Below are 25,503 nucleotides of genomic sequence, written 5' to 3'. Positions count from 1 at the left end.
CCGGTGTCTTCTGAGGTTCATTTCTGGGGAGAGGGATCATGAGCGGCTTTGTATTGGCTATCGATCAGGGAACGACATCGACTCGCGCCATTATTTTCGACGAGAATCTGCGGGCGGTCGGAAGCGGCCAGGAGGAATTTCCCCAGCATTTTCCCGCATCCGGATGGGTTGAGCACGATCCCGAAGACATCTGGAACGGTGTTGTCTCCACCGTGAACGCCGCACTCGCCAAGGCGAAGCTGGGAGCGCGTGATATTGCCGCCATTGGGATTACCAACCAACGCGAGACCGTCGTGCTCTGGGACAAGGAGACGGGCAGGGCGGTGCACAACGCCATCGTCTGGCAGGACCGGCGCACAGCCGCGCTCTGTGAAGATCTGCAGCGTGACGGCCTGGAAGAAACTTTTACAGCCAAGACCGGCCTGCTTCTCGACCCCTATTTCTCCGGAACCAAGTTTTCCTGGCTTCTAGACAATGTGGAGGGCGTGCGCGAGCGGGCACAAGCTGGCAAGCTTCTGGCCGGCACCATCGACAGTTATCTGATCTGGCGCCTGACGGGTGGCCGCTCGCACGTGACCGACGCGACGAATGCATCACGGACCTTGCTCTACAACATCGCAACGAACGAATGGGACGACGAGTTGCTGTCCATCCTCCGGGTGCCCCGGCGGGTTCTCCCGGAGGTCAAGGATACAGCCGATGACTTTGGCGTTACCGATCCGGAGCTCTTCGGCGCCGGAATCCCCATCCTCGGCGTTGCAGGCGACCAGCAGGCGGCGACGATAGGACAGGCATGTTTCGAGCCCGGCATGCTCAAATCTACCTATGGCACAGGATGTTTCGCCGTGCTGAATACGGGTGAGACTTTGGTTCGCTCGAATAACCGGCTGCTGACGACCATCGCCTATCGCCTGAACGGCAAGAATACCTATGCACTCGAAGGCTCCATCTTCGTGGCGGGCGCTGCGGTGCAGTGGCTGCGCGACGGGCTGCAGATCATCGGGAAGGCTTCGGATTCGGGCGTTCTCGCGGAAAAGGCGGATCCAAGCCAGGATATCTACCTTGTCCCGGCTTTCGTCGGACTGGGAGCGCCGCATTGGGATACGGCGGCCCGCGGGGCGATCTTCGGGCTGACACGCAACACGGGACCTGCAGAGTTCGCCCGCGCCACGTTGGAATCGGTAGCCTTTCAGACCCGCGATCTGCTGGACGCAATGCGCAAGGACTGGCCGGACGGTGAGGAGACCAAGGTTTTGCGCGTGGATGGCGGCATGGTGGCGAGCGACTGGACCATGCAATGCCTGGCCGACATTCTGGGCGCGCCGGTCGACCGGCCAAAAATCCTCGAGACAACCGCCATGGGTGCTGCCTGGCTCGCCGGGTCTCGCGTGGGGGCCTGGCCGGGAGCGGAAGAATTTTCGAAAAGCTGGGCGCTCGATCGGCAATTTATGCCGAACATGGCCGAGACCGAGCGGGAGCAGAAGATGAAGGGGTGGCGCGATGCCGTCAGCCGGACGCTGAGCAGGGCTACGGGTTGATTATTTCACGCTGAATCGCTTTCGCGACCGCCTGAGAAAGCGTTTTGCATTCAAGCTTCTGGCGTGCAGTTCTCAGGTAGCTGCGCACCGTATATTCTGAGAGATTGAGAATGGCTGCGATGGCTTTTGCTTCCTTGCCTCGTGCGGTCCACAGTAGGCACTCCGCTTCACGCGGCGCCAAAACGGGCGCCTGAGCTGATGCATCCGGCGAAAACTCCTGCAGAGCCTTGTGGTGAACAATGTGGGCAATTTGGGCCAGGCTCGTCGCGCTTGAGGCGATAAATGCCGTCAGGTCCTCGATTGTCGTGCTTGTTGCCAGCGTGAGTGCGGCGCGGCGAGAGAAACGATCCGTGATCGGAATCGTATAGCCTTTGTCGCCGACACCATGGGACCGCGCATCGGCCATAAACTCCAACTCGCTCGGGCTTAACTTCAACTCGTGCCACGCGAACGGCTGGGTGGAGGAGAATGCTTTTTTCACGATCGGATCGACGTCCACATAGCCGCGAAGCAGATATGTCGAGATCCACTGAGCCGGGTAGCTGCTGCGAATGAAGGGCGCATTGCGCGGACGACTAAGGGCGAGTTGATAGGTGACGTGATCGAAGCCGAGTGTGTCACGAATGAAGAGGATGGCGCTCTCGCTGGTTGGCATACGTGAGACGGTGTCAATTACGTCCGGGAAGTCCGGCCGGACAAGCATATGACCCCACTGCATCTTGTCCCCCATTGTTCTATTTTGAGAATGCGCGGCAACGCGACAATTTTCAAGAGCGTCTCACCCTAGTTGTTGTACTAGAATGAAAATCCCCGGCGAGATGCCGGGGATCCTTAGTCGCCTCAGGAACGCGCCCTTGTATCGGCTGAGTTTTCCTAAGCCTAAGTTAATCTGCCGCTCGCGTGTGCCAGCATTGTGTAGACTTTGCCGGTATCAGAGGAGAGATACGTCTGGCTCATAATGTTGTCGCGATCGGATTTCGAAACATCTGAAAGCAACTTTTCGAAGTCGCGACAATACTGATCGACGGCTTTGCGGAACTCGCCGTCTTCCCGGTATTTACGCTCAATCTCATCGAACGTCTGCTGCCCTTTGAGCGTATAGAGTCTACGCGTAAAGACGTTGCGCTCGCCGCGGCGGTAACGCTCCCACAACTCGATTGATGCGTCGTGATCAATAGCGCGAGCGATATCGACCGAGAGCGAATTGAGCGACTCGACGACGTGCAGAGCGGAGCGATCGTTCGCAACGGCCCCAGGGGTTTCGTGCTGGTCATTTCCTTCCTCGCGCGATGCACTGCGCAGGAGGTCGCGAATCCAGCCGCCGCCGGCCGGGCCCCCAACCGAACCAGACTTATCCACCGGTTGCTGCGCACTGTTCCGGGCCGGCGCTGGCTGCTGATTCGCGTAGTTGGCGGCGGGCACCGGCTTCCCTTGTCCGGCATTGGGAGCGGGGGCCGCCGGCGCCGGCGCAACCGTCTCGCCGACAGCCATTGCGGGGCGGGTTTCTCCGGTCATGGTCGGTTCAGCAGGATGGATGCTGGTTCCCACGTCGTGCAGGCGCCCGGACTTGGCCACGATATCCGAGAGTTCCTTCAACGCGTTGATCTGCTCGGTGATCGCGTGCCGCATGGCGCTGGTCGACTGCTTAGCTTCTTCCGGCAGTTCGACGATGCCGCGTGTGACGTCGGTTCGAGTTTTCTCCAGCTCGGAGCGAATTTCCGCCGCGCTACGACGGATGTCGTCGGTCGCGCCCGCAAAGCGGTTGGTCGCCGTATCCACGACCTGACTGATCGCCTCGCGAATCGTATGCGCCGACTTGCGAGTGCGGTCCTCCGCCGTCTCGAACGCGCCTTCTAGAAGCCCCTCGAATGACTGCATGACCTGCTCGATCTGCTCGGATTTTGCCACTAGTCCATTGGCAAGCTTTTCGAGCGATTCCTGGCGCCCATCCAGCGTCTCGGTAAGGCTCGACTGCGCCTTCTCCAATAGGTCCGACGCGCTTTCGAGAAGCCGGCTGTGGTCTTCGAAGCGGCTGGAGATCGATGAGATCTCCCGCAGTGTTTTCTCGGAGAATTCGGAAAGCCGGCCGGAATTCGCATTGATGAGGTTCGCAGAATTAGCGAAAGTCTCCGCGGCCTTACCCGCATTCTGGGCGAAGGATTGGGTCGTCTTGGTGAGGTTTTCTTCCACCTGCCGCAGGTTGCCCGCAGCGCTTTCGACCATCTGGCCCAGATTGTCACCGGACTCGTTGAGTTGAACCAGCAACTGGTTGATGTCGGTTGCCACGGTTTCGCGGGCCTGCTCTACCGCCTTGATCGTCTCGCTCGTGCGGCTGTTCAAGGCGTTGATGAGCGCGGCGTTTTCCTTGCGCAAGCGTTCTTCGGTTCGTTGCGTGATGGCTTCGATGTTCTGCTGAAGCTCGCCGCCGCTGGCCTCGAAACGCTCCACGAGCGGGCGGGCGGTCTCGTCGAGAATGCGCCCGATCTCCGAGGTGCGGCCGGCCAGAACCTCGTTGAACTCGCGGGTCCGCTCCTCAACCGTCTGCATGGATTCGGTGGTGCGCCTGGAGATATGGTCGTTGATGGCGGCGAACGTCTGCCCGACCGTGTCGGCTGTAGACACCAGATCCGCTTGGCTGCGGGCGAGCTGTTGGCCGATCTGCTGTGCCGCCTGCTCGGCGCCGGTCTTGAGGCGTGCCTCGGCTTCGCCCAGGCCCCGATCCAGTGTGGCCCGGGTCTGGCCGACACTGGCCTCCAGACGCTTTTCCACTTCCTGCACGCCTTCTACGATCGCCGATGTGCTGGACCGCGCGGCAGAATGCAGCTGCGCTTCGATTTCGGTAAGCTTTTCGGCGAGTGCCGCCGTGGTGAACTCGGTACCGGAGCGCAGCCGGCTCTCGATATCGGCCAATTGCTCGGCAACGGCCAGGGTGCTGGATTCGGTGGTGGACCGCAGACGTGTTTCGATCTCCGCAAGCGTGTCCGCAATTGCCGATGTCCGTGAATCGAGCTCGGCCGATGTCTGGCTCGCACGCGCCGCGATCCGCTGGTCGGCATCCTCGAAGACCCGTGCGACACCTTCGGCGCGGCTGTTGAGCATTTCCGAGGCTTCGGTAAGCCGGGCCGCCATGCGCTGATCGATATCGGAGAAATCCTGGCGGAAGCCGTCCGCGCGCTCAGCAATGCGCTGTGCCGCCGTTTCGAAGGTGATGTCGATGGACTCCACTTGCTCGCCAAGTGTCCTGGCAGTGTTCTCGACCCGGCCGATAATGCGTTGGTCCACGCCATCCAGAACTTTTTCGGTTTCGGTGCTGAGGGAGGTGGTTGCCTCCAGGACCTTGTCGCGCAGGGCCCCGGCGACGACGCCGGCGCTGTTTTCCAGCGTCTGACGCACATTATCTACGCCCAGGGCCAGGGCCTGCTCCATTGTGCGGGTGCGTTCCTCGATAACTCCGGACTGGGCGTCAAAGGCCTCGTTGAGGCGCGCGATATCAGCCTCGATTGCCTCGCCGAAGCGGTTGCGCGTCTGCGCCAGCTGCTCGAGCTGTCCTTCGACTCGGCCCTCGAACTTGTGATGGATTTCTTCGAGCTTTTGAATGTCGTTCTCGAGAAAACCAGAGAGGCGTTCGCGGCTATGCGCGAAGCTTTCCGCCTGGCGCTCGACGGCATTCTCCATGCGCGTCTGCATGGTCTCGAAGTTCTCCAGGTTTTCGTTCAGGCGATTGCCAAGCTCGATCTGGCTCTCACGCAGACGGCCGGCGAACTCGTCCGCCTTGCCCTCAAGTATGTTGGAAGTGGAGGAGACGAGGGCGGAGAGATCGTTCTCGATCGTGCTCTTGCCCAGATCGATGGCCGACGAAATTTCCTGGCGGCCGCGAACGAAACTTTCGGCGATTTCGCGGGTGCGCTCGACCAGTGAGTCATTGATGCTGCGCGCACGGGCTTCGAGCGCGCTCTCAAGCTTCTCGATTCCGGTGTCGAGAGCTTCAGCACGAGTTGAGAATTCAGAAATAAGTGCCTGACCGCGCTCCGATAGGGAATGTTCCAGCTGCGTCAGGCGCGTCTCGAACAAGGAATTCACCTTCTCGGATGCCTGATCGACAGATGTCGTGAGGTAGGAGACCCGTGCATCGAACACATCCGTCAGCGTGCGACTCGCTTCGTCAGTCCGGTCTGTCAGTGCGGTAATGCGAGTATCCAGGAGGGAGGCGATTCCGTCACCCGAGGTGGTGATTCGCTGCGAAAGGCTTTCGGCTTTCTCGTCCAGTGCCCGGCTGATTTTCTCACTGGAGGTGTCGATCCGCTCGACGAATGAATCTCCGGTCTCGCCGAGCGAAGCAATGCGAGTGTCCAGAAGCCTGGCAAGTGAATCGCCGGACTGGCTCAACGAGCCTGAAAGCCGCTGGGCGGCGTCGTCCACGTTCACGCGGATTTGCTCGCCGGCCGAATCAAGCTCTTCCTTCAGGACCTCGTGGGCACCGGTGATCGACGCGCGCACGCGCTCGGCATGGCTTACGATGCCTTCACGCTCCGCGCCAAGACTGTCCACGAGAATGCGGATCCGGGACGCGTTTTCCGAGTAGGCGCGCTCGAGCTCGTTCACTTCCGTATGGACGAGCGTCTCCAACTCGACTGCGCGCGCCAAGGTACGCTCGATTCCGTCGCCCATGGCCTGGACCTCGCGGCGGACCGCCTGTCCAACGGTCATGACCCGGTCCTGCGCGAGATTTTCCGGCTCGGCCAGACGAATGGCCATTTGCGCCATGTGCTGTGCAGTCTGGCGCATTTCCTGCGCGCGGCGCACCATAACGGCAAAACCCCAGAAGAGGATTACGGGCACGAAAATCCCGACTGCCATACCGAGCGCATAAGGCGCAGCCGCAAGCTCACCCAACGAACTGATCTGCCAGATTTCAGGACCGTAAAGTAGATGCGCAAGGCCGAGGCCAGCCGCAATCCAGAGTGCAGACACACCGGCTGCCACCCAATACGCGGTGCGCGGCGCGCGCTGGTCTATCGTATGCGCGAAACGATGAAGATTACCCTGGCTGTCGTCATTGGCGGGCGGGGGGAAGGTGAACGAGGTCTCGGATGTCGTGTCGACGGGCTGAAGGTTCTGCTCCGCGGTTTCGGCTTTTTTCGCGGTCTCCGGTATGTGGGACTCAGCTGGCGCATCACTGGTTTCCGCCCACGCATCCGGCACGGCCGAGGCGTCGGTGTCATAGGTCTCGCCCTGTCCCTCACGGGCGAGTTCCTCTGCCGCCGCTGAAATCTGAATCTCCAGGTCTTCGATGGAAGCCGCAATATCCAAGTCCCCGCCGCTGCTCGAGACGGGATCCTCCATCAGGGCTTCTTCGAGTTCTTTCGCAAAATCGTCCTGAGGCTCTTTTTTCTTTACTGTATTACGCGCCATGCCGCCGTCACCCATTACATTCGGGGCCATACCGAAACAGGATCATCGTGACCCGATTATGCCCACACCTCGCTAACCGTATCGTAGTGGCACAGGCATTGCATGGAAACAGGTGTGCAGCGCGATGTCCAGAAGTTTAAACATAAGGTTAACGTCTAGCTGGTTAGAAGGCTGAAATTGGAATATCCGTGTTAACGCGTTGTCCACAGGCGGCGAGGAGCGCGGGGCGAAAGCGGCAGGGTAGAGGAAGATCATGACAACCGACGTAAACAGCGGCTTGAAAGCAGTGGAAAGCGCACTGCCGATCGATCTCGCGCAGCTCGCGCGACAGACGCAAGGCGATACCGCGCTCGAGCGGGAGGTTCTTGGATTGTTCGCCGAGCAGGTGCGTGCCGTGCGCGAAACCCTGACCGACTCGTCCGAAGGGGAGCGTTTACGGATGGCGCATTCCCTGGTCGGTGCGAGTCGGGCGATCGGCGCATTCGCTCTCGCTGACGCGGCAGCCGCGGTCGAAACATCGCCTGGATCGGCAGCGGCACTGGAGCGCCTGATCGCGCGAAGCGAGGCCGTATGCGCGTTCATATCCGGGGGCCTGCGCTAAACAGATGTTTCCTTTTGTCCCGTTGACAGCTTGTGACCAGCCATTATCTCCGCCCCAACGAATTTTCGGTGCTTTTACGGCATTTCTCTTTCAGGACTGCACATGACCAAGCTGACATACATTGTTCCTGACGGCACGCGCTTCGACGTGGAAGCCGAGAACGGCTCCACGGTGATGGAGAACGCGATCCGCAACGGCGTTCCGGGAATTGAAGCGGAATGCGGCGGCGCCTGCGCCTGCGCCACGTGCCATGTCTATGTTGACGAGGGATGGTCGCCGACGGTGGGCGAGCCGCAGGCAATGGAAGAGGACATGCTCGACTTTGCTTATGAGGTGCAGCCGAATTCGAGACTCTCGTGCCAGATTCAGGTAACCGACGAGCTGGACGGGCTGGTTGTCCGGATTCCGGAGCGCCAGGCATAGGAGGGACGGCGGTATGGGCGAGGTGACCAGGACGGATGTGTTGATAGTCGGGGCGGGGCCGGTCGGCCTCTTCGCCGTTTTCGAACTCGGGCTCCTGGACCTCAAATGCCACCTCGTCGACATTCTGGACCGGCCTGGTGGTCAGTGCGCGGAGCTCTATCCGGAAAAGCCCATCTACGACATTCCCGCTTACCCGACGATCTCGGCACAAGGGCTGGTCGATCGGTTGCTCGAACAGATCGAGCCGTTCGAGCCGCAATTCACCTTTAATCGCATGATCAGCGCCCTGGAACGCCAGGAGGACGGCAGCTTCCGGGTGACAACGGACGAAGGCGAGATCTTCGAGGCCAAAGTGGTGGTCATCGCCGCCGGAGGCGGCTCCTTCCAGCCGAAGCGTCCACCGATTCCGGGGATCGAGGAGTATGAAGACCGGTCGGTCCACTATGCGGTCCGCCGCATGGAAGATTTCCGCGATGAGGATCTGCTGATCGTTGGCGGGGGCGATTCCGCGCTGGACTGGACGCTCAACCTGCAACCGATCGCGCGCAGCTTGACCCTTGTCCACCGGCGCTCGCAATTTCGCGCCGCTCCCGATAGTGTCAACAAGATGATGGCGCTGAAAGATCAGGAGAAGGTTGATTTTCAGGTGGGCCAGATCAAGGCGTTGTCGGGTACGGGCGGGCAACTGGAGAGTGCCACGATCAAGGGCGTGGACAGGGATGTCGAGATCGCGTGCACGCGGCTTCTGCCATTCTTCGGGTTGACGATGAAGCTGGGACCCATCTCCGAATGGGGCTTGAACCTTCACGAAAATCTCATCCCGGTGGATACGGAGAAATTCGAGACATCCGAACCGGGCATATTCGCCATTGGCGACATCAACCACTATCCTGGGAAGCTGAAGCTCATCCTCTCCGGTTTCCACGAGGCCGCGCTTATGGCTCAGGCGGCAAAGCGCATCGTTCATCCCGACGAGCGTGTTGTTTTTCAATACACGACATCTTCCACCAGCTTGCAGAAGAAATTGGGCGTTGCCGGAAGGTGACGCCCCGCAAGGCTTTGATTTGTCAGCGCAGATGCGAACAAAATCGGATTCCTCCCGCTCAAACTTGGGTGTTTGATGCAACGCCCGTGCCTGACAAGCTTGGCACGACTGTCCAAATGCGCTAGCTAGGTGCCACATTGCGGCTGGCCGCCACGTTCCCCGTGGCGAGGGTACTCCGCCCCCCGAGTTTCAAGACAGAGAGGTGATTTGCGATGGCCGATTCAACTGCAAAACTGGAACTTGGCGGCGAAAATCACGAATACGAAGTTCTGAGGGGAACCGTCGGCCCCGACGTCATCAACATTGCTTCGCTCTACAAGGATACGGGAGCGTTTACATACGATCCGGGTTTTACATCGACCGCAAGCTGCGAATCGAAAATCACTTATATAGACGGTGACGAGGGCACTCTCCTGCACCGGGGCTATCCCATCGAGCAGTTGTCGGAGCACGGCGATTTTCTAGAGATCTGCTATCTGCTTCTTTACGGCGAACTGCCGACCAAGACCCAGAAAGAGGACTTTGATCACCGCGTGACGCGACACACTATGCTGCACGAGCAGATGTCGCGGTTCTTTACTGGCTTCCGTCGTGATGCCCACCCCATGGCTATCATGTGCGGTGTGGCCGGCGCGCTGTCGGCATTCTATCACGACTCCACGGACATTTCCGACCCGCACCAGCGCATGGTGGCCTCTATCCGCATGATCGCCAAGATGCCGACCATTGCGGCCATGGCCTACAAATATCACATCGGCCAGCCCTTCGTTTATCCGCGCAACGAGCTGTCCTATGCGGCGAACTTTCTGCATATGTGTTTTGCGGTGCCATGTGAGGAATACAAGGTCAATCCGGTGTTGGCGCGCGCCATGGACCGCATCTTTATCCTGCACGCGGATCACGAGCAGAACGCTTCGACCTCGACGGTGCGGCTGGCCGGCTCCTCCGGTGCCAATCCCTTCGCTTGCATCGCCGCCGGCATTGCCTGCCTCTGGGGCCCGGCCCATGGAGGGGCAAACGAGGCTGCGCTCAACATGCTGTCGGAGATCGGCTCGGTCGAGCGCATCCCTGAATTCATCGAGCGCGCCAAGGACAAGAATGATCCCTTCCGCCTGATGGGCTTCGGGCATCGCGTCTACAAGAACTACGATCCGCGTGCCAAGATCATGCAGAAGACTTGTCACGAGGTACTCGGCGAGCTTGGGATCAAGGACGATCCGCAACTGGACATCGCGATGGAACTGGAACGCATCGCGCTGACGGACGAGTATTTCATCGAGAAGAAGCTCTATCCGAATGTCGATTTCTATTCAGGCATCACGCTGAAGGCGCTGGGTTTCCCGACCACCATGTTCACGGTGCTGTTCGCCCTAGCACGCACCGTCGGCTGGATCGCCCAGTGGAAGGAGATGATCGAAGATCCGAATCAAAAGATCGGCCGCCCGCGCCAGCTCTACACGGGTGCAACCCAGCGAGACTATGTGCCGATCGCCAAACGCTGAATGGACACAGCACTGTGTTGAGACGCCGGTTCTCCCGAGAGCCGGCGTTTTTGATTCAGGAGCACCGTCATCTTCGGCCTTGGAAGTTCCAAAAATGCTTTACCACAGCGAGAGGCTCGCATTCTTGTGGAAATGACGCCGTTCGAACGAAACTGGAACGTGAGGAACTTTACATTTGTAAATCAATAACATGAAGTCTATTGCCAAAACGGAACAAAAGAGGTACATAAAAATATCGGCGGATTGCGAAAGCTGCCTCCATTGACGAGCAGGGGTAATGTATGATGGCTCAGAATTCATTGCGGCTTATAGAGGAAAACTCGGTGGACAAGTCCAAGGCACTGGACGCGGCGCTGTCGCAGATCGAACGCTCCTTCGGCAAGGGTTCGATCATGCGCCTCGGCGGAAAGGATCAGGTGGTCGAGATTGAGACGATCCCGACCGGATCTTTGGGACTCGATATCGCTCTTGGCGTGGGAGGCTTGCCGCGCGGGCGCATCGTCGAAATTTACGGGCCGGAAAGTTCGGGCAAGACCACGCTGGCGCTCCATGTTGTGGCCGAGGCGCAAAAGAAGGGGGGCATCTGCGGCTTTATCGATGCCGAGCATGCGCTCGACCCGATCTATGCCCGCAAGCTGGGCGTGGATCTGGAGAACCTTTTGATCTCTCAGCCCGACACGGGCGAACAATCACTTGAAATTTGCGATACGCTGGTTCGCTCCGGCGCGATGGACGTTATCGTGGTCGATTCGGTCGCGGCCCTGACGCCGCGCGCGGAGATCGAGGGCGAGATGGGCGATTCCCTGCCAGGCATGCAGGCGCGCCTTATGAGCCAGGCGCTTAGGAAGCTGACCGCTTCCATTTCGCGCTCCAACACCATGGTGATCTTCATCAACCAGATCCGTATGAAGATCGGCGTCATGTTCGGCTCGCCGGAAACGACGACGGGCGGCAATGCTCTGAAGTTTTATGCTTCCGTGCGGCTTGATATTCGTCGGATCGGATCGGTGAAGGATCGCGATGAGGTGGTCGGTAACCAGACCCGTGTCAAGGTGGTCAAGAACAAGCTGGCCCCGCCATTCAAGCAGGTCGAGTTCGACATAATGTATGGCGAGGGGGTGTCCAAGATCGGTGAACTCATCGATTTGGGCGTGAAGGCCGGCACGGTCGAGAAGTCCGGTGCCTGGTTTTCCTACAATTCCCAGCGGATGGGGCAGGGGCGCGAGAACGCTAAACAGTTCCTGCGGGATAACCCGGAGACCGCCCGTGAGATCGAGACGACCTTGCGTCAGAATGCGGGTCTGATCGCGGACCGGTTTCTTGAGGAAGCCAGTAGGGAAGAGGATCCGGCAGCCGATGGGACAAACGGCTCCTGACCGGACACCTGACCTTTAGCGGATCGCGCTGCCGGTGGTCCGTCAGAGCCTTTGCCTATTGCCGTTCGGTGCATTATGCGGTTCCGGGATGCCTTTTCTGGACAGGGTCGGGCGTCGGCGCTAAAACGCCGCTGGTTTCCATCCATCACGGATGTCTGGAAACCGGCCCGCGCAGGGTGATCAGAAGAATCCGAACCGCCTGAATTCGGCATGCCAGAAAGCAGGCTTCTCGCAAAGGTTGGATATGAGTGGCGTCAACGAGATCCGGTCGACCTTTCTCGACTACTTTCAGAAGAACGGGCATGAGATCGTGTCCTCGGGGCCGCTCGTCCCGCGCAACGACCCGACCCTCATGTTCACCAACGCCGGGATGGTGCAGTTCAAGAACGTCTTTACGGGCATCGAGAAGCGTCCCTATGACCGCGCGGTAACTTCCCAGAAATGCGTGCGCGCCGGTGGCAAGCACAATGACCTGGACAATGTCGGCTACACCGCCCGGCATCACACCTTCTTCGAGATGCTGGGAAATTTTTCCTTTGGTGACTACTTCAAGGATGTCGCCATTGAGCTTGCCTGGAACCTGATCACGAAGGAGTTCGGGCTCGACCCCAAGCGCCTGCTCGTGACCGTCTATCACACGGATGACGAGGCGGCGGGCCATTGGAGGAAGATCGCCGGCCTGCCGGAAGATCGCATTATCCGCATTCCCACCAGCGATAATTTCTGGGCCATGGGCGATACCGGCCCGTGTGGCCCATGCTCGGAAATTTTCTACGATCATGGCGAGCACATCCCCGGCGGGCCTCCGGGGAGCCCGGATGAGGATGGCGATCGCTTCATCGAAATCTGGAATCTCGTCTTCATGCAATATGAGCAGGTCACGCCGCAGGAGCGCGTCGACCTGCCGCGACCGTCGATCGACACCGGCATGGGGCTGGAGCGCATTGCCGCCGTTTTGCAAGGCGTGCACGACAATTATGAGATCGATCTTTTCCAGGCGCTCATTCATGCGTCCGAGGATGCGCTCGGCGTCAAGGCCGAAGGCGCCAACCAGGCCAGCCACAAGGTGATTGCCGATCATCTGCGGGCGACCTGTTTTTTGATTGCCGACGGTATCCTGCCGTCCAATGAGGGGCGCGGTTACGTGCTGCGCCGCATCATGCGCCGCGCCATGCGTCACGCCCAGCTTTTGGGAGCCAAGGAGCCGCTGATGTGGCGGCTCGTGCCCGCGCTCGTGCGCGAAATGGGACAGGCCTATCCAGAGCTTATCCGCGGCGAGTCGCTGATCACCGAGACTCTTGAGCTTGAGGAGGCGCGTTTCCGCAAAACGCTGGCGCGCGGTCTGAATCTGCTTTCCGATGCCACGGAGAACATGGGCGAGGGCGATCAACTCAACGGTGAGACGGCGTTCAAGCTTTACGATACCTATGGATTCCCACTCGACCTGACGCAGGATGCGCTGCGCCAGCGCGGCATTGCGGTGGACCTCGATGGCTTCAACGCCGCCATGGAACGGCAGAAGGCCGAAGCACGCGCCAATTGGGCCGGTTCAGGCGAAGCCGCGACCGAGGCCGTCTGGTTCGCGGCCAAGGACAAGGCCGGCGCCACCGACTTTCTCGGCTATGAAACGGAAGAAGCCGAGGGCCTCATCACGGCCCTGGTGAATGGCGGCGCTCTGGTGGACAAGGCCACGGAAGGCGAGGACATCGCCCTCATTACCAATCAAACGCCCTTTTACGCTGAGGCCGGCGGCCAGGTGGGCGACAGCGGCGTGATCGAGGGCGAAGGGTTCACGGTCGAAGTGCGCGACACGCAGAAGAAGGGCGAGGGCCTGCATGTGCATTTCGGCAAGGTGACGAAGGGCACGATCGAGACCGGCTCGGAGGTCGCGCTGCGGGTGGACCACGAGCGCCGCACGCGCGTTCGTGCGAACCATTCGGCAACCCATCTGGTCCACGAAGCGCTGCGCGAGGTTCTGGGCCCGCACGTGGCGCAGAAGGGCTCTCTCGTCGCGCCGGAGCGGCTGCGTTTCGACTTCTCTCATCCCAAGCCCATCTCGGCGGATGAACTCCGGCGGATCGAGGAACTGGCGAACGAAATCATCCTCCAGAACACGCTGGTGAACACGCGGCTGATGGCCGTTGAAGACGCCATTGCCGAGGGCGCGATGGCGCTCTTCGGTGAAAAGTATGGCGACGAGGTGCGCGTCGTCTCCATGGGCACGGCGACACAGGGGGAGAAGACCGGCAAGACCTATTCTCTAGAGCTGTGTGGCGGCACGCATGTTGGCGCTACTGGCGATATCGGCCTTGTGCACATCGTCTCGGAAGGCGCGGTTTCAGCCGGTGTGCGCCGTCTGGAAGCACTGACAGGTGCGGCCGCGCACCGCTATCTGGACGAGCAGGAGGATCGCTTTAAAACGGTTGCCTCACTGCTCAAGGTCTCGCCAAGCGAGGTGCTTCCGCGCCTTGAGGCGCTGATGGACGAACGCCGCAAGCTGGAACGCGAGCTTTCCGAGGCTCGCAAGAAGCTGGCGCTCGGTGGCGGCACAGGAGCCGAAGCAGCCGGCGACGAGAAGGAAGAAGTCGGCGGTGTCGGTTTCATCGGCCGCGTGGTCGAAGGAATATCGCCGAAGGAACTCAAGCCGCTTGCCGACGAGGGTAAACGCTCGCTGGGCTCAGGTGTAGTCGTTTTCGTGGGCACGTCGGAGGGCAAGGCCAGCGTTGTTGTCGGTGTGACCGACGATCTCACCGACCGCTTCAATGCGGTCGACCTCGTGCGGGCTGCGTCCGCTGCCATTGGCGGCAAGGGCGGTGGCGGCCGTCCTGATATGGCTCAGGCCGGCGGTCCAGATGCCGAAAAGGCTGCTGCCGCCGTGGAGGCGGCCAAATCGGCAATGATGTCCTGAAGAAAATCAGGAACTTTGCTCAGTCGCTATAAAGCCGGGCCGCGCCGGACATGCCATCCCACCGGGCGGCAAGGTCCAGGATTCTGTTTCACAGCTGTACGTCGCCCTTCCTCTGACTTGAGGAAGTAAGCGAACGTCGACGCGGCGTGCGGGTCGGCAGGCTCAATGCTTCACCGGCAGGCATCGTGCGCCCGGCCTTAATCTCGGAAAGCGTTTGGAGACAACGTTTGCTTGAACGAGGCCCGAGGTCACTCTGTCCTTTATTGGGGGCTCTCCATTCTTCGGCTTTGAGATACCTTCGACATAGACCTCTCAAACGCCGTTTTTGCGAAGACGTCGACCCTGTTAGCGGTCGACGTCCTTCTCGATGAGGCAAGCCGCGCAATGCGGGCATGGGCACTTTAGTTGACTCCGAAGAGACGGCTCGCAAGTCACTTTTTAATTAGGCCATCGCCTTCTGAAGGTTCTCATCCACCTTGTCGAGGAAGCCGGTGGTGGAGAGCCAGGGCTGGTCCGGGCCGATGAGCAGCGCCAAATCCTTCGTCATGAAGCCGGATTCCACCGTATCGATGCACACCCGCTCCATAGTGTCGGCGAATTTTGCAAGCGCCTCGTTGTCGTCGAGCTTGGCGCGATGGGCAAGCCCGCGCGTCCACGCGAAGATCGAGGCGATCGAGTTTGTGGAGGTCTCCTGACCGTTCTGGTGCTGGCGGTAGTGGCGCGTCACAGTCCCATGCGCCGCCTCGGCCTCGACAGTCTTGCCATCCGGCGACATCAAGACGGAGGTCATAAGACCGAGGGAGCCAAAGCCCTGGGCAACGGTGTCAGACTGAACGTCGCCGTCATAGTTCTTACAGGCCCAGACATAACCGCCCGACCATTTCAGGCTGGAGGCGACCATGTCGTCGATCAGCCGATGCTCGTACCAGATCTTTTCTTCCTTGAACTTGTCCTCGAACTCCTGCTCGTAAACCTCCTGGAAGAGGTCCTTGAAGCGACCGTCATAGGCCTTCAAGATCGTATTCTTGGTGGAGAGATAAACCGGATATCCGCGCTGCAGGCCGTAATTGAACGAGGCCCGCGCAAAGTCTCGGATGGATTCGTCGAGATTGTACATGGCCATGGCCACGCCGGAGCCAGGTGCGTCGAACACTTCGTGCTCGATCGTTTGCCCGTCCTCGCCGATGAACTTGATCGTCAGCTTGCCCTTGCCCGGGAACTTGAAGTCGGTCGCGCGGTACTGGTCGCCGAAGGCATGACGGCCGACGATGATCGGTTGCGTCCAGCCCGGCACGAGCCGCGGCACGTTTTTGCAGATGATGGGCTCGCGGAAAATAACGCCACCCAGGATATTGCGGATCGTGCCGTTGGGCGAGCGATACATGCGCTTAAGGCCGAATTCTTCGACGCGGCCCTCGTCGGGCGTGATCGTGGCGCATTTCACGCCGACGCCGTGCTCCTTGATGGCATTCGCGGCATCGACCGTGATCTGGTCGTCCGTGGCATCGCGCGATTCGATCCCGAGATCGAAATACTTCAGGTCGATGTCGAGATAAGGATGGATCAGCTTTTCCTTGATGAACTGCCAGATGATGCGAGTCATCTCATCGCCGTCGAGCTCGACGACAGGATTATCCACCTTGATTTTAGCCATTATCTACCTCTTTCTCGACACAAAGGCGGCCGCGCCGCCAAACCTGACTGTGGAAGTGGCGCCCCTATAGCACTACCCAACGCATTGGCAAAGGCGACGGTCCGGTGCTTTACCGGAATCGTGGAAAGCGCTAACAGCAGCCCATGGCAGGCACGGACAAAGAGCGCGAAATGCTCGCCGAGGGGCCGACGGTCATCCTCGTCGAGCCGCAATTAGGCGAAAACATTGGTATGGTTGCGCGCGCCATGGCCAATTTCGGCCTAGCCGAGCTGCGGCTCGTCAATCCGCGCGATGGATGGCCCAATGAAAAGGCGAGGGCGGCCGCCAGCCGCGCCGACCACATTATCGATGCCGTCACGGTCCATGACGATCTGGAAACCGCTGTCTCGGATCTCAATTTCATCTATGCGACGACCGCGCGCCCGCGGGACAATTTCAAGCCCGTGCGGGAGCCGGTCGAATCAGCGGCGGAGCTTCGCGCACGCCACACCGGCGGGCAGAAGACCGGGATCCTGTTCGGGCGCGAGCGCTGGGGGCTGACCAACGAGGAAGTGGCGATGGCCGACGAGATCGTCACCTTCCCGGTCAATCCGGCCTTTGCTTCGCTCAACATCGCACAGGCGGTGCTGCTTATGTCTTATGAATGGTTGAAGACGGGAGAGAAGGGCGCAGCACCCACGCTGCCCCGGCAGACACCGGCCACGAAGGAGCATCTCAACAATTTGATGGATTATTTGGACCGGGTTCTTTCAGAGCGCGGTTACTTCCGCACCGACGACAAAAAGCCGAAGATGATGGACAATCTGCGCGCGTTGTTCACCCGGCCGGGCTTCACCGTGGAAGAACTTGCCGTGTTGCGGGGTGTTTTGACGTCGCTGGAAAAGTTTTCGCCGAAGAGGCCGAAGGGCGGAGAGAGATAATGATTGCTGTGCCGAGCCCTTTGGTACGCCCGATCCTCTTCTTTGACTCAGGCATTGGCGGCCTTTCCGTGGTCAAAGAGGCGCGCATACTCTTGCCCGAACATTCCTATGTTTATGTGGCCGATGACGCGGCCTTTCCATATGGGGCATGGGAAGAAGGGGCGCTGCGTACGCGGCTCATCTCGCTCTTCGGAGATCTGATTGCCCGTTTCTCACCTTCGCTGATCGTTATCGCATGCAATACGGCGTCCACGCTGGCGATTGGCGACCTGCGCAATGCTTTCCCCGGACAGCCATTCGTCGGCACCGTCCCTGCCGTGAAACCGGCGGCCGAGCGTACATGCTCCGGACTGGTCTCGGTGCTCGCCACACCCGGCACGGTGAAGCGGCAATATACGCGGGATCTCATCGATACGTATGCCGCGAAATGCGACGTTCGCCTGGTCGGCAGCGAGAATCTTGCTCGTCTGGCCGAGCAGTACATGCGCGAAGGCTTTGTGGATGAGGACGCGGTACGGGCTGAAATCGCCCCCTGCTTCGTGGAGGAGGGGCGCCGGCGCACGGACATAGTGGTGCTGGCCTGCACACACTATCCCTTTCTCGTAAACCGCTTGCGCAAGACTGCGCCATGGCCGGTGGACTGGATCGACACCTCCGAGGCGATCGCCCGCCGCGCGCTGACCCTGGCCGAATCGCTGTCGGCTCCGGGGCCGCGTAAAGCGCCGGATGTCGCTTACTTCACGTCGCGGAAGCCGCCGGCGAGCCTTCGCCGCCTGGTTTCGGGTTTCGGCCTGGCGCTGGTAGGCGAGGCGGCCACTGCCTGAGCACGGCTGCCCTGCGGAAGCCGATTCATCACCCCCAAAGCTCAGCGTCCGGCGGGGAAACGAACGAATCCGCATAGGCGAGGCCGGGTGTGCGGTCGCGCGCCAGCAGGAGTGGGCCGTCGAGATCGACAAAATCGGCGTTTTGGGCGAGCAGCACCGCCGGCGCCATGGCCAATGAGGTCCCGACCATGCAGCCAACCATGACCGAAAATCCCATCTCGCGTGCTCGGTCTCGCAAAATGAGCGCTTCTGTCAGACCACCTGTCTTATCCAGCTTGATGTTGACCGCGTCATAGAGGCCGCGCATCGAGGAAAGGTCCTCCGCCGTATGCAGGCTCTCGTCGGCGCAGATCGGCACCGAGTGCGTGATCTCGCGCAAAATGGCGTCCTCACCTGCAGGGAGGGGCTGCTCGACGAGCGCGATGCCGAGTTCGGCCGCGATTTTCAGGTTCTCTTCCAAGTTTTCCACGTTCCAGGCCTCGTTGGCGTCCACGATGAGGCGGCTGTTCGGTGCCGCTTTGGCGACGGCCGCGATTCGAGCGGCATCTTCATCTCCCACGCCGACTTTGATCTTCAGGAGTTTTCGTGCGGCATGCTTGCGCGCTTCTTCGGCCATTTCCTCAGGTGAGCCAATCGAAAGAGTCTGGGCGGTAATCAGTGCCGCAGGCTCGCCACCCCCGATCATCGCCTGCACCCGCTTACCACTCAGCTTGGCTTCCAGATCCCACAGCGCACAGTCGATCGCGTTACGAGCCGCACCCGGCGCCATGGTCTCGCGCAGGGATTGCCGGGTAATACCTTCAGTGATGGAGCTGCGCATCGCCTCGATTTGCTCCGTCACGCTCTCAAGGGTTTCTCCATAGCGCGGATAGGGCACGCATTCTCCGCGCCCGGCAGTCGCCCCTTCGAGAATCGTGCAGGTTACAACTTCGGCCTGGGTGCGCGAACCGCGTGAAATCCTGAACACGCCGGCAATGGGGAAACGCTCGATCTCGACGGATATTGTGCGCGGCATGATGGATCCTCGACTTGGCGCCGTCAGCAAATGCCGGCGGCTATGCAAAGCTTTCGACAGGAAGCTGGTTTTCTTCTTACACGCTCCGCTTTAAGGATGTTGGTTATGGTGTTCAAGGCGCACAAAAAGAGAGGCCGTAAGGCCACGCCCGAGGATCCGAATGCTCCGCACCTGGAGGTGCGGGAGGAGGAAGGCGCGTTGAACTGCCAGCTTTCCGGAGTCTGGACAACGCGAACGGTGGGTCACATCGATGATGCGATGCGCGATCTTCTGACGCGCCGCAATATCAGCGACCTGCGTCTTGATCTTGGAGCTGTGAAACAGTTGGACACGGCCGGTGCGTGGCTTGTAGCGCGTCTGGTCACCGCCCAGAAGCAACGCGGCGCATCGGTCGACATCGTTGGCCAGTCCGAAGCAACGTCCATACTGCTCGATGCCGTCGCGCCGACTGCCGAGGAGCCGAAGCCCCCACCTGCCACCAGCGGGCGTTTCAGCTTGACGCGTTTTCTGGAGACGCTCGGTCGCTCGATGTATGATCTTCGCGACGATCTGTTCTACGGGCTTCATATTCTCGGTGCGACGATCAGCGGCGCGCAGATGAAGCTCGGACACAAGCAGGCGGTCAACCCCGCAGCGATCACGAACCAGATCGATCGCATGGGCGTCGGGGCAATACCGATTATCGTGCTGATGTCGGCCATTGTGGGCGCCATTATCGCCCAGCAGGGTGCGTTCCAGCTACGCTATTTCGGTGCGGAAATTTTCGTCGTCGATCTTGTCGGCATTCTCATCATGCGCGAACTCGGCGTCCTGATGACGGCGATCATGATCGCCGGTCGTTCGGGTAGCGCGATCACGGCCGAGATCGGCTCGATGAAAATGCGCGAGGAAGTCGATGCGCTCACGGTGATCGGACTCAATCCCATCGGCGTGCTCGTGTTTCCGCGCCTTGTGGCGTTGGTGGTGGCGCTACCCTGCCTGACGATCATTGCCAACTTTGCAGCACTTGCCGGCGCCATGGGGGTCGCCTGGAGTTATTCCGGAATACCTCCCAGCGCGTTTATCGGCCGGTTGCACGACGCGATCGACCTAACTTCGGTTTTCGCCGGTCTGATCAAGGCACCATTCATGGCGATGATTATCGGCATCATTGCGTCGGTGGAGGGGATGAAGGTGGGCGGAAGCGCCGAGTCCCTCGGCAACCGGGTAACAGCGTCGGTCGTGAAGGCAATTTTCGTGGTGATTGTCGTCGACGGACTCTTTGCGATGTTCTATGCGGCGATCGACTTCTGATGACCAACGGCATCGGGGGAGGCATACAGAACGAAATGGACACGCGAGAGCACGAGACGACCGGGCGCGATGCCGCGGAGGTGATCCTGCGCGCGCGCGATGTCACGGTGCGTTTCGGCACGACGACGGTGCTGGAGAATCTGTCGCTCGATGTCTATCACGGCGAGATACTCGGTTTTGTCGGGGCGTCAGGCGCTGGCAAGTCGGTACTTTTACGCACCGTGCTTGGCCTTGTTCCCAAGGCGAGCGGTTCGATCCGCATGTTCGGCGAGGAGCTTTCCGACCTGAGCGATGCAGAACGTATCCGCATCGACATGCGCCAAGGGGTGCTTTTTCAGCACGGCGCACTTTTTTCCGCGCTTACCGTGCTGGAGAACGTGCAGGTGCCCATGCGCGAATACACCGATCTGCCACGCGAACTCATGAACGAGTTAGCGCTTCTGAAGATCGAGCTTGTGGGCCTGCCGCGCGAGGCCGCGCACAAATACCCGTCGGAGCTCTCCGGTGGCATGATCAAGCGCGCCGCGCTGGCGCGAGCGCTCGCCCTCGATCCGGATATCGTGTTTCTGGACGAGCCAACTTCAGGCCTCGACCCCATTAGTGCCGCCGAATTCGATGAACTTGTCGGAAAAATGCGCGATACCATGGGCTTGACGGTCTATATGGTGACGCATGACCTCGACAGCTTGCTCAGTGTGTGCGACCGCATAGCTGTGCTTGGCAAGAAGCGGGTTCTCGTGGAAGGAACGGTCGAGGACATGATGCATAGTGAAGAACCTTGGGTTAAATCTTATTTCCGGGGCAAGCGAGCGCGCCAAATCGTGCAACCTGGGGGCGAGTGAAAGATAACTCATGGAAACCAGAGCCAATTACGTCCTTGTTGGACTTTTCACGATCCTCACCGTTCTTGCGGCGTTCGGTTTTATCTACTGGACAGCGGGAATTGGTGAGCGTGGAGAAATGGCGCAGGTGCGTTTCCGCATTCCCGGCTCGGCCTCGGGCCTCGGGCGGGGCAGCGCCGTACTGTTCAATGGAGTGAACGTCGGCAACATCCAACGCGTTTATCTCGACGTCAACAACCCCGGCGTTGCAATCGCCGATGCCGAGGTCAACAGGCAAACCCCGATCACGCATTCCACAAAGGCCGATGTCGGGCTGGCGGGGCTCACCGGACAGGCCAACATTGAGATGAGCGGGGGAAACCCCCAAGAGCAAAATCTCCTCGAGCAGGCGGAGCAGAACGATACCATCCCGGTTATCAACGCCAGCCCTTCCGCTGTTTCCAATCTGCTGCAGACAGCGCAGAGCTTGTTGACACGTGCGGATTCGCTTATCGGAAACTTGGAGGGTTTTGTCTCAACTGCCCGGGGTCCGCTCACGGCCACGCTCGACAACGTCGAGCAGGTCACCAAGGCGCTGGCGGATAACTCCGACGGCATCGATGACTTCCTTAAAAGCGTGGGGGACCTCTCCGACACGATCACCGGAGTTTCGAACCGGCTTGATTCGACACTCCAGGTGGCAGAGGAGTTGGTAAGCGCTGTCGATCGCGATAAGGTTTCGGAGATTGTGGATAACGTGGATAATTTTACCCGGCAAATGTCCACGACAAGCGAACGTTTGGAAGCGGTCATGACCGGCGTGGAGGAGACCGTAACCTCCATCAATTCATTCTCGCAGAACGCCAACCAGACGCTTAACCGGGTTGATACGTTGATCGGGGAGGTGGACCCGGAAAGCGTCTCGACGGCCGTGCGCAATTTCGAGCAGGCGAGTGCGGAGATCAATCGCGCCTCGACAGATATTGCCAAAGTCAGCCAGACAGTGAGCGGGCGATCCGAAGATATTGATCAGTTCATCACCAATGCGGAGCAACTCGCGGAGCAGCTTAACCGCGCTTCCGTTCGCGTTAACGACGTGATCGCGAAGGTAGACAACATGATGGATTCGGGTGACGGTGGCGACCTGATGACCGAGGCGCGCGAGACATTGACTGCTTTTCGCAATGTCGCTGAGACGCTGAACGCAAGGGTGGGGACGATCGCAGACAATCTCGAGCGCTTCTCCGGCCAGGGCCTGGGCGATGTTGAGGCTTTGGTGAACCAGAGTCGCCGATCGATCATGCGTATTGAACGCGCAATTACTGAATTCGAGCAAAATCCGCAAAGAATTATTACGGGTGGGGAAGGCGATGTCCGCCGTTACGACGGCCGGAACCGGCGTTGACAAGGTCGCATCAGCCTCGCAAGAAGATGTGGGGCACGTTGGGCGACGATCCGTTTCCTGGGGGATCTGAAGTTTGAGTCTGAAGAGTACAAGTTGCGGATTGATGCTCGCGGGACTGTTGCTCAGCGGATGCGCCGCCATCCCAGGCTTTGGGCCGCCGCCGGTTGACGCATACGACATCACAGCCGCGACGCCCTCAAAGGAGGGCAGGCGGCTCACCCGCACGCAGATTCTCGTGCGGGAGCCCGAGGCCCTGCAAATTCTAGACGGCCAGGACATCGCGATACGCACCGCGAGTGGGTCTATTCAACTTCTCAGAGGGGCGCGCTGGTCGGACAGGCTGCCGAACCTGGTGCAGAGCAGCCTTATCGAGACCTATCAACGCTCGAATCGTCTCGGCGGCGTCGGCAGACCCGGCGAGGGCTTGGCGATCGACTACCAGGTCATCATCGATATCCGCGCGTTCGAAATCCAGGTCGAGAGTGGATACGCCCATGTCGAACTCTTTGCGCGAGTCCTGAACGACCGCAACGGTGTCCTGCGCGCTTCTCGTGATTTTGTTGCCACCGCGCCGGTCACCGGAAACGGCGATCAGGCCTTCATCATGGCGCTTGACCGGGCTTTTAGGATCGCCGCGGCGCAAATCGTCAATTGGTCGATTGAGGTGATGTAAGGCCCGGCCACGGTTTCTCGGCTCTGAGCCCCAAGCGCATCTGCGTCCTGCAGCAACAGGTCATCCAAGAGAAAACCCCGGGGACAGCCCCGGGGTTCTCCTTTGCTTTCAAATCGAGTTCGGATCGCTTACGCGGAATAGTACATATCGAACTCGACCGGATGCGGTGTCATCTCGAAGCGCAGCACCTCGGCCATCTTGAGCTCGATATATGCGTCGATCTGGTCATCGTCGAATACGCCGCCGGCTTTCAGGAAGCCGCGATCCTGGTCGAGATTTACCATCGCTTCGCGCAACGAGCCGCAAACCGTCGGAATGTCCTTCAGTTCCTTGGGTGGCAGATCGTAAAGATCCTTGTCCATGGCATCGCCCGGATGGATCTTGTTCTTGATGCCGTCGAGGCCGGCCATCAGCATGGCTGCGAAAGCAAGGTAGGGATTCGCGGTGGCATCGGGGAAGCGGACCTCCATGCGCTTGGCCTTCGGCGAAGAACCGAACGGAATGCGGCAGGAAGCCGAGCGGTTCCGCCCCGAATAGGCGAGCAGCACCGGCGCCTCGAAGCCGGGCACCAGACGCTTGTAGGAGTTGGTGGTCGGGTTCGTGAAGGCATTGAGTGCCCGGGCATGTTTGATGATGCCGCCGATATAGTAAAGGCAGGACTCGGACAACCCGGCATACTCGTTGCCGGCAAAAGTCGGCTTGCCCTCTTTCCAGATCGACTGGTGCACATGCATGCCCGATCCGTTGTCCCCAAAGACCGGCTTGGGCATGAAGGTGGCCGTTTTGCCGTAGGCGTTCGCGACCTGGTGAACCACATACTTGTAGATCTGCATCTTGTCGGCGTTGCGCGTCAAAGTATCGAACTTGATGCCTAGCTCGTGCTGCGCGGCCGCCACCTCGTGGTGGTGCTTCTCGACCGTCACGCCCATTTCGGTCAGGACGGAAAGCATTTCGGAACGCATATCCTGAGCGGAGTCGACCGGCGGAACCGGAAAATATCCGCCCTTTATCCGCGGGCGGTGGCCCAGATTGCCTGTTTCGTAAGACGTATCGTCATTGGAGGGAAGCTCGGTGGAATCGAGCTTGAAGCCCGTGTTGTAAGGATCTGCTTTGTAGCGGACGTCATCGAAGATGAAGAATTCGGCCTCTGGTCCGAAAAAGGCCGTATCGCCAATTCCTTCGGCCTTCAGATAGGCTTCCGCCTTCTTGGCCGTGCCGCGCGGGTCGCGGTTGTAGGCCTCGCCCGAGACGGGATCGAGGATATCGCAGACGATGGCCAATGTGGACTGCGCATAAAACGGGTCCACATGCGCTGTTTCCGTGTCCGGCATCAGGACCATGTCGGACTCGTTAATAGCTTTCCAGCCGGCGATTGAGGAACCATCAAACATGACGCCGTCGGCGAACATGTCCTCGTCAACCTCACCGGCGTCCATTGTCACGTGCTGCATCTTCCCCTTGGGATCGGTAAAACGCAGATCGACGAACTTGATCTCTTCATCCTTGATCTTCTCGATCAGGTCCTGTGCTGTGGTCATGTATTAAAAACCCCTGTCGCTGATATTCTTTCGGCAATCGGTCGGTTGGCCGGGTTAAACTGCGTCGGGACCGGTTTCTCCGGTCCGGATGCGAATGACTTCCTCGATATTGGTGACGAAGATCTTGCCGTCACCGATCCGCCCCGTCTGTGCGGCCTTGCGGATGGCTTCGATTGCGGCTTCGGCCATATCATCCGACAGAACCACCTCAATCTTCACCTTCGGCAGGAAGTCGACGACGTATTCGGCGCCGCGATAGAGCTCCGTGTGGCCCTTTTGGCGTCCGAAACCCTTCGCCTCGGTAACCGTGATACCCTGCAGGCCAACGTCTTGCAGGGCTTCCTTCACCTCGTCGAGCTTAAACGGTTTGATGATCGCCTCGATCTTCTTCATGTTTCCGGCGGCCTCCGATTGCTAGAAAAGCGGGTTCGATCCCGCTTCGTTCATTCCTATGCAGGAACCATGCCAACCGGCTCACTGGCCGGTTGAGCGCATTGTCCCGTTCTCTTTCCGCGCCGGCGGGGCAACCGGTTTGGTTCTTGGATGCCTGGATGG

Annotated in this window: 19 protein-coding genes; 13 read left to right on the top strand and 6 right to left on the bottom strand. The window is 59.8% G+C overall.

Annotated elements, in window-relative coordinates; all coding sequences use genetic code 11:
* Nucleotides 1–38 precede the first annotated feature (38 nt).
* The gene (gene glpK, locus LY631_RS18625; protein WP_274427098.1) at nt 39–1,538 is read left to right on the top strand and encodes a glycerol kinase GlpK; all 1,500 of its coding nucleotides are present in this window, start codon (nt 39–41) and stop codon (nt 1,536–1,538) included.
* Here the strand turns inward: glpK and LY631_RS18620 are convergent.
* Both LY631_RS18620 and LY631_RS18615 read right to left on the bottom strand, forming a co-directional pair.
* On the bottom strand, nt 1,528–2,268 hold the full coding sequence (locus LY631_RS18620) for a LuxR family transcriptional regulator (protein WP_274427097.1): 741 nt from the start codon (nt 2,266–2,268) through the stop codon (nt 1,528–1,530). The genes glpK and LY631_RS18620 overlap by 11 nt on opposite strands.
* Before the next feature lie 149 nt (nt 2,269–2,417).
* Entirely contained in the window at nt 2,418–6,950 is a 4,533-nt protein-coding gene (locus tag LY631_RS18615; RefSeq protein WP_274427096.1) for an apolipoprotein A-IV repeat region-like domain-containing protein, read from the bottom strand.
* Nucleotides 6,951–7,203: 253 nt separating this feature from the next.
* Between LY631_RS18615 and LY631_RS18610 the strand changes: the two genes are divergently transcribed.
* From LY631_RS18610 to alaS, 6 genes are all read left to right on the top strand, one after another.
* Nucleotides 7,204–7,551, top strand: a complete 348-nt coding sequence (locus LY631_RS18610) for a histidine kinase (protein ID WP_274427095.1) — start codon at nt 7,204–7,206, stop codon at nt 7,549–7,551.
* Nucleotides 7,552–7,653: 102 nt separating this feature from the next.
* Nucleotides 7,654–7,974, top strand: a complete 321-nt coding sequence (locus LY631_RS18605; RefSeq protein ID WP_274427094.1) for a 2Fe-2S iron-sulfur cluster-binding protein — start codon at nt 7,654–7,656, stop codon at nt 7,972–7,974.
* Between the two features lie 13 nt (nt 7,975–7,987).
* The gene (locus LY631_RS18600) at nt 7,988–9,019 is read left to right on the top strand and encodes an NAD(P)/FAD-dependent oxidoreductase (protein ID WP_274427093.1); all 1,032 of its coding nucleotides are present in this window, start codon (nt 7,988–7,990) and stop codon (nt 9,017–9,019) included.
* A gap of 212 nt (nt 9,020–9,231) precedes the next feature.
* On the top strand, nt 9,232–10,521 hold the full coding sequence (gene gltA, locus LY631_RS18595; protein WP_274427092.1) for a citrate synthase: 1,290 nt from the start codon (nt 9,232–9,234) through the stop codon (nt 10,519–10,521).
* A 284-nt stretch (nt 10,522–10,805) separates the two neighbouring features.
* Nucleotides 10,806–11,897, top strand: a complete 1,092-nt coding sequence (recA, locus tag LY631_RS18590) for a recombinase RecA (RefSeq protein ID WP_274427180.1) — start codon at nt 10,806–10,808, stop codon at nt 11,895–11,897.
* Between the two features lie 244 nt (nt 11,898–12,141).
* A complete protein-coding gene (alaS, locus tag LY631_RS18585) occupies nt 12,142–14,805 on the top strand; it encodes an alanine--tRNA ligase (protein ID WP_274427091.1) in 2,664 nt (887 codons plus the stop codon).
* 442 nt (nt 14,806–15,247) lie between these two features.
* Here alaS and LY631_RS18580 read toward each other — a convergent pair whose 3' ends face one another.
* Nucleotides 15,248–16,459, bottom strand: coding sequence for an NADP-dependent isocitrate dehydrogenase (locus tag LY631_RS18580; RefSeq protein WP_274427090.1), 1,212 nt, complete (start codon nt 16,457–16,459; stop codon nt 15,248–15,250).
* A 143-nt stretch (nt 16,460–16,602) separates the two neighbouring features.
* On the opposite strand from LY631_RS18580, the gene LY631_RS18575 reads away from it, so the two are divergent.
* Entirely contained in the window at nt 16,603–17,379 is a 777-nt protein-coding gene (locus LY631_RS18575; RefSeq protein WP_274427089.1) for an RNA methyltransferase, read from the top strand.
* Complete coding sequence (gene murI / locus LY631_RS18570) at nt 17,379–18,203, top strand: glutamate racemase (RefSeq protein WP_274427088.1); 825 nt, start codon at nt 17,379–17,381, stop codon at nt 18,201–18,203. The genes LY631_RS18575 and murI overlap by 1 nt, the downstream gene beginning before the upstream one ends.
* Nucleotides 18,204–18,231: 28 nt before the next feature.
* Here murI and dgcA read toward each other — a convergent pair whose 3' ends face one another.
* Nucleotides 18,232–19,218 carry an N-acetyl-D-Glu racemase DgcA gene (gene dgcA, locus LY631_RS18565; protein ID WP_274427087.1) on the bottom strand — a complete coding sequence of 329 codons (987 nt, stop codon included), beginning with the start codon at nt 19,216–19,218 and terminating at the stop codon, nt 18,232–18,234.
* A gap of 105 nt (nt 19,219–19,323) precedes the next feature.
* Between dgcA and LY631_RS18560 the strand changes: the two genes are divergently transcribed.
* From LY631_RS18560 to LY631_RS18545, 4 genes are all read left to right on the top strand, one after another.
* Complete coding sequence (locus LY631_RS18560) at nt 19,324–20,511, top strand: ABC transporter permease (protein ID WP_274427086.1); 1,188 nt, start codon at nt 19,324–19,326, stop codon at nt 20,509–20,511.
* Nucleotides 20,512–20,546: 35 nt separating this feature from the next.
* Complete coding sequence (locus LY631_RS18555; protein ID WP_274427179.1) at nt 20,547–21,353, top strand: ABC transporter ATP-binding protein; 807 nt, start codon at nt 20,547–20,549, stop codon at nt 21,351–21,353.
* Between the two features lie 10 nt (nt 21,354–21,363).
* Nucleotides 21,364–22,737 carry an MlaD family protein gene (locus LY631_RS18550; RefSeq protein ID WP_274427085.1) on the top strand — a complete coding sequence of 458 codons (1,374 nt, stop codon included), beginning with the start codon at nt 21,364–21,366 and terminating at the stop codon, nt 22,735–22,737.
* 73 nt (nt 22,738–22,810) lie between these two features.
* Nucleotides 22,811–23,410, top strand: a complete 600-nt coding sequence (locus LY631_RS18545) for an ABC-type transport auxiliary lipoprotein family protein (protein ID WP_274427084.1) — start codon at nt 22,811–22,813, stop codon at nt 23,408–23,410.
* 128 nt (nt 23,411–23,538) lie between these two features.
* On the opposite strand, the gene glnA is transcribed toward LY631_RS18545, so the two are convergent.
* Nucleotides 23,539–24,948: a type I glutamate--ammonia ligase gene (gene glnA / locus LY631_RS18540; protein WP_274427083.1), complete on the bottom strand. Its 1,410-nt coding sequence runs from the start codon at nt 24,946–24,948 to the stop codon at nt 23,539–23,541.
* Nucleotides 24,949–25,002: 54 nt separating this feature from the next.
* On the bottom strand, nt 25,003–25,341 hold the full coding sequence (locus LY631_RS18535) for a P-II family nitrogen regulator (protein ID WP_274427082.1): 339 nt from the start codon (nt 25,339–25,341) through the stop codon (nt 25,003–25,005).
* Between the last annotated feature and the right edge of the window lie 162 nt (nt 25,342–25,503).

Source organism: Chelativorans sp. YIM 93263 (assembly GCF_028767125.1).
Classification (GTDB): Bacteria; Pseudomonadota; Alphaproteobacteria; order Rhizobiales; family Rhizobiaceae; genus Chelativorans.
This window is presented reverse-complemented; position numbering and strand designations above follow the sequence as displayed.

Bases quoted from the DNA above. Each gene is read 5' to 3' on its own strand.
- glpK (WP_274427098.1), top strand. From the start codon at position 39: ATGAGCGGCTTTGTATTGGCTATCGATCAGGGAACGACATCGACTCGC.
- LY631_RS18620 (WP_274427097.1), bottom strand. From the start codon at position 2,268: ATGGGGGACAAGATGCAGTGGGGTCATATGCTTGTCCGGCCGGACTTC.
- LY631_RS18615 (WP_274427096.1), bottom strand. From the start codon at position 6,950: ATGGCGCGTAATACAGTAAAGAAAAAAGAGCCTCAGGACGATTTTGCG.
- LY631_RS18610 (WP_274427095.1), top strand. From the start codon at position 7,204: ATGACAACCGACGTAAACAGCGGCTTGAAAGCAGTGGAAAGCGCACTG.
- LY631_RS18605 (WP_274427094.1), top strand. From the start codon at position 7,654: ATGACCAAGCTGACATACATTGTTCCTGACGGCACGCGCTTCGACGTG.
- LY631_RS18600 (WP_274427093.1), top strand. From the start codon at position 7,988: ATGGGCGAGGTGACCAGGACGGATGTGTTGATAGTCGGGGCGGGGCCG.
- gltA (WP_274427092.1), top strand. From the start codon at position 9,232: ATGGCCGATTCAACTGCAAAACTGGAACTTGGCGGCGAAAATCACGAA.
- recA (WP_274427180.1), top strand. From the start codon at position 10,806: ATGGCTCAGAATTCATTGCGGCTTATAGAGGAAAACTCGGTGGACAAG.
- alaS (WP_274427091.1), top strand. From the start codon at position 12,142: ATGAGTGGCGTCAACGAGATCCGGTCGACCTTTCTCGACTACTTTCAG.
- LY631_RS18580 (WP_274427090.1), bottom strand. From the start codon at position 16,459: ATGGCTAAAATCAAGGTGGATAATCCTGTCGTCGAGCTCGACGGCGAT.
- LY631_RS18575 (WP_274427089.1), top strand. From the start codon at position 16,603: ATGGCAGGCACGGACAAAGAGCGCGAAATGCTCGCCGAGGGGCCGACG.
- murI (WP_274427088.1), top strand. From the start codon at position 17,379: ATGATTGCTGTGCCGAGCCCTTTGGTACGCCCGATCCTCTTCTTTGAC.
- dgcA (WP_274427087.1), bottom strand. From the start codon at position 19,218: ATGCCGCGCACAATATCCGTCGAGATCGAGCGTTTCCCCATTGCCGGC.
- LY631_RS18560 (WP_274427086.1), top strand. From the start codon at position 19,324: ATGGTGTTCAAGGCGCACAAAAAGAGAGGCCGTAAGGCCACGCCCGAG.
- LY631_RS18555 (WP_274427179.1), top strand. From the start codon at position 20,547: ATGGACACGCGAGAGCACGAGACGACCGGGCGCGATGCCGCGGAGGTG.
- LY631_RS18550 (WP_274427085.1), top strand. From the start codon at position 21,364: ATGGAAACCAGAGCCAATTACGTCCTTGTTGGACTTTTCACGATCCTC.
- glnA (WP_274427083.1), bottom strand. From the start codon at position 24,948: ATGACCACAGCACAGGACCTGATCGAGAAGATCAAGGATGAAGAGATC.
- LY631_RS18535 (WP_274427082.1), bottom strand. From the start codon at position 25,341: ATGAAGAAGATCGAGGCGATCATCAAACCGTTTAAGCTCGACGAGGTG.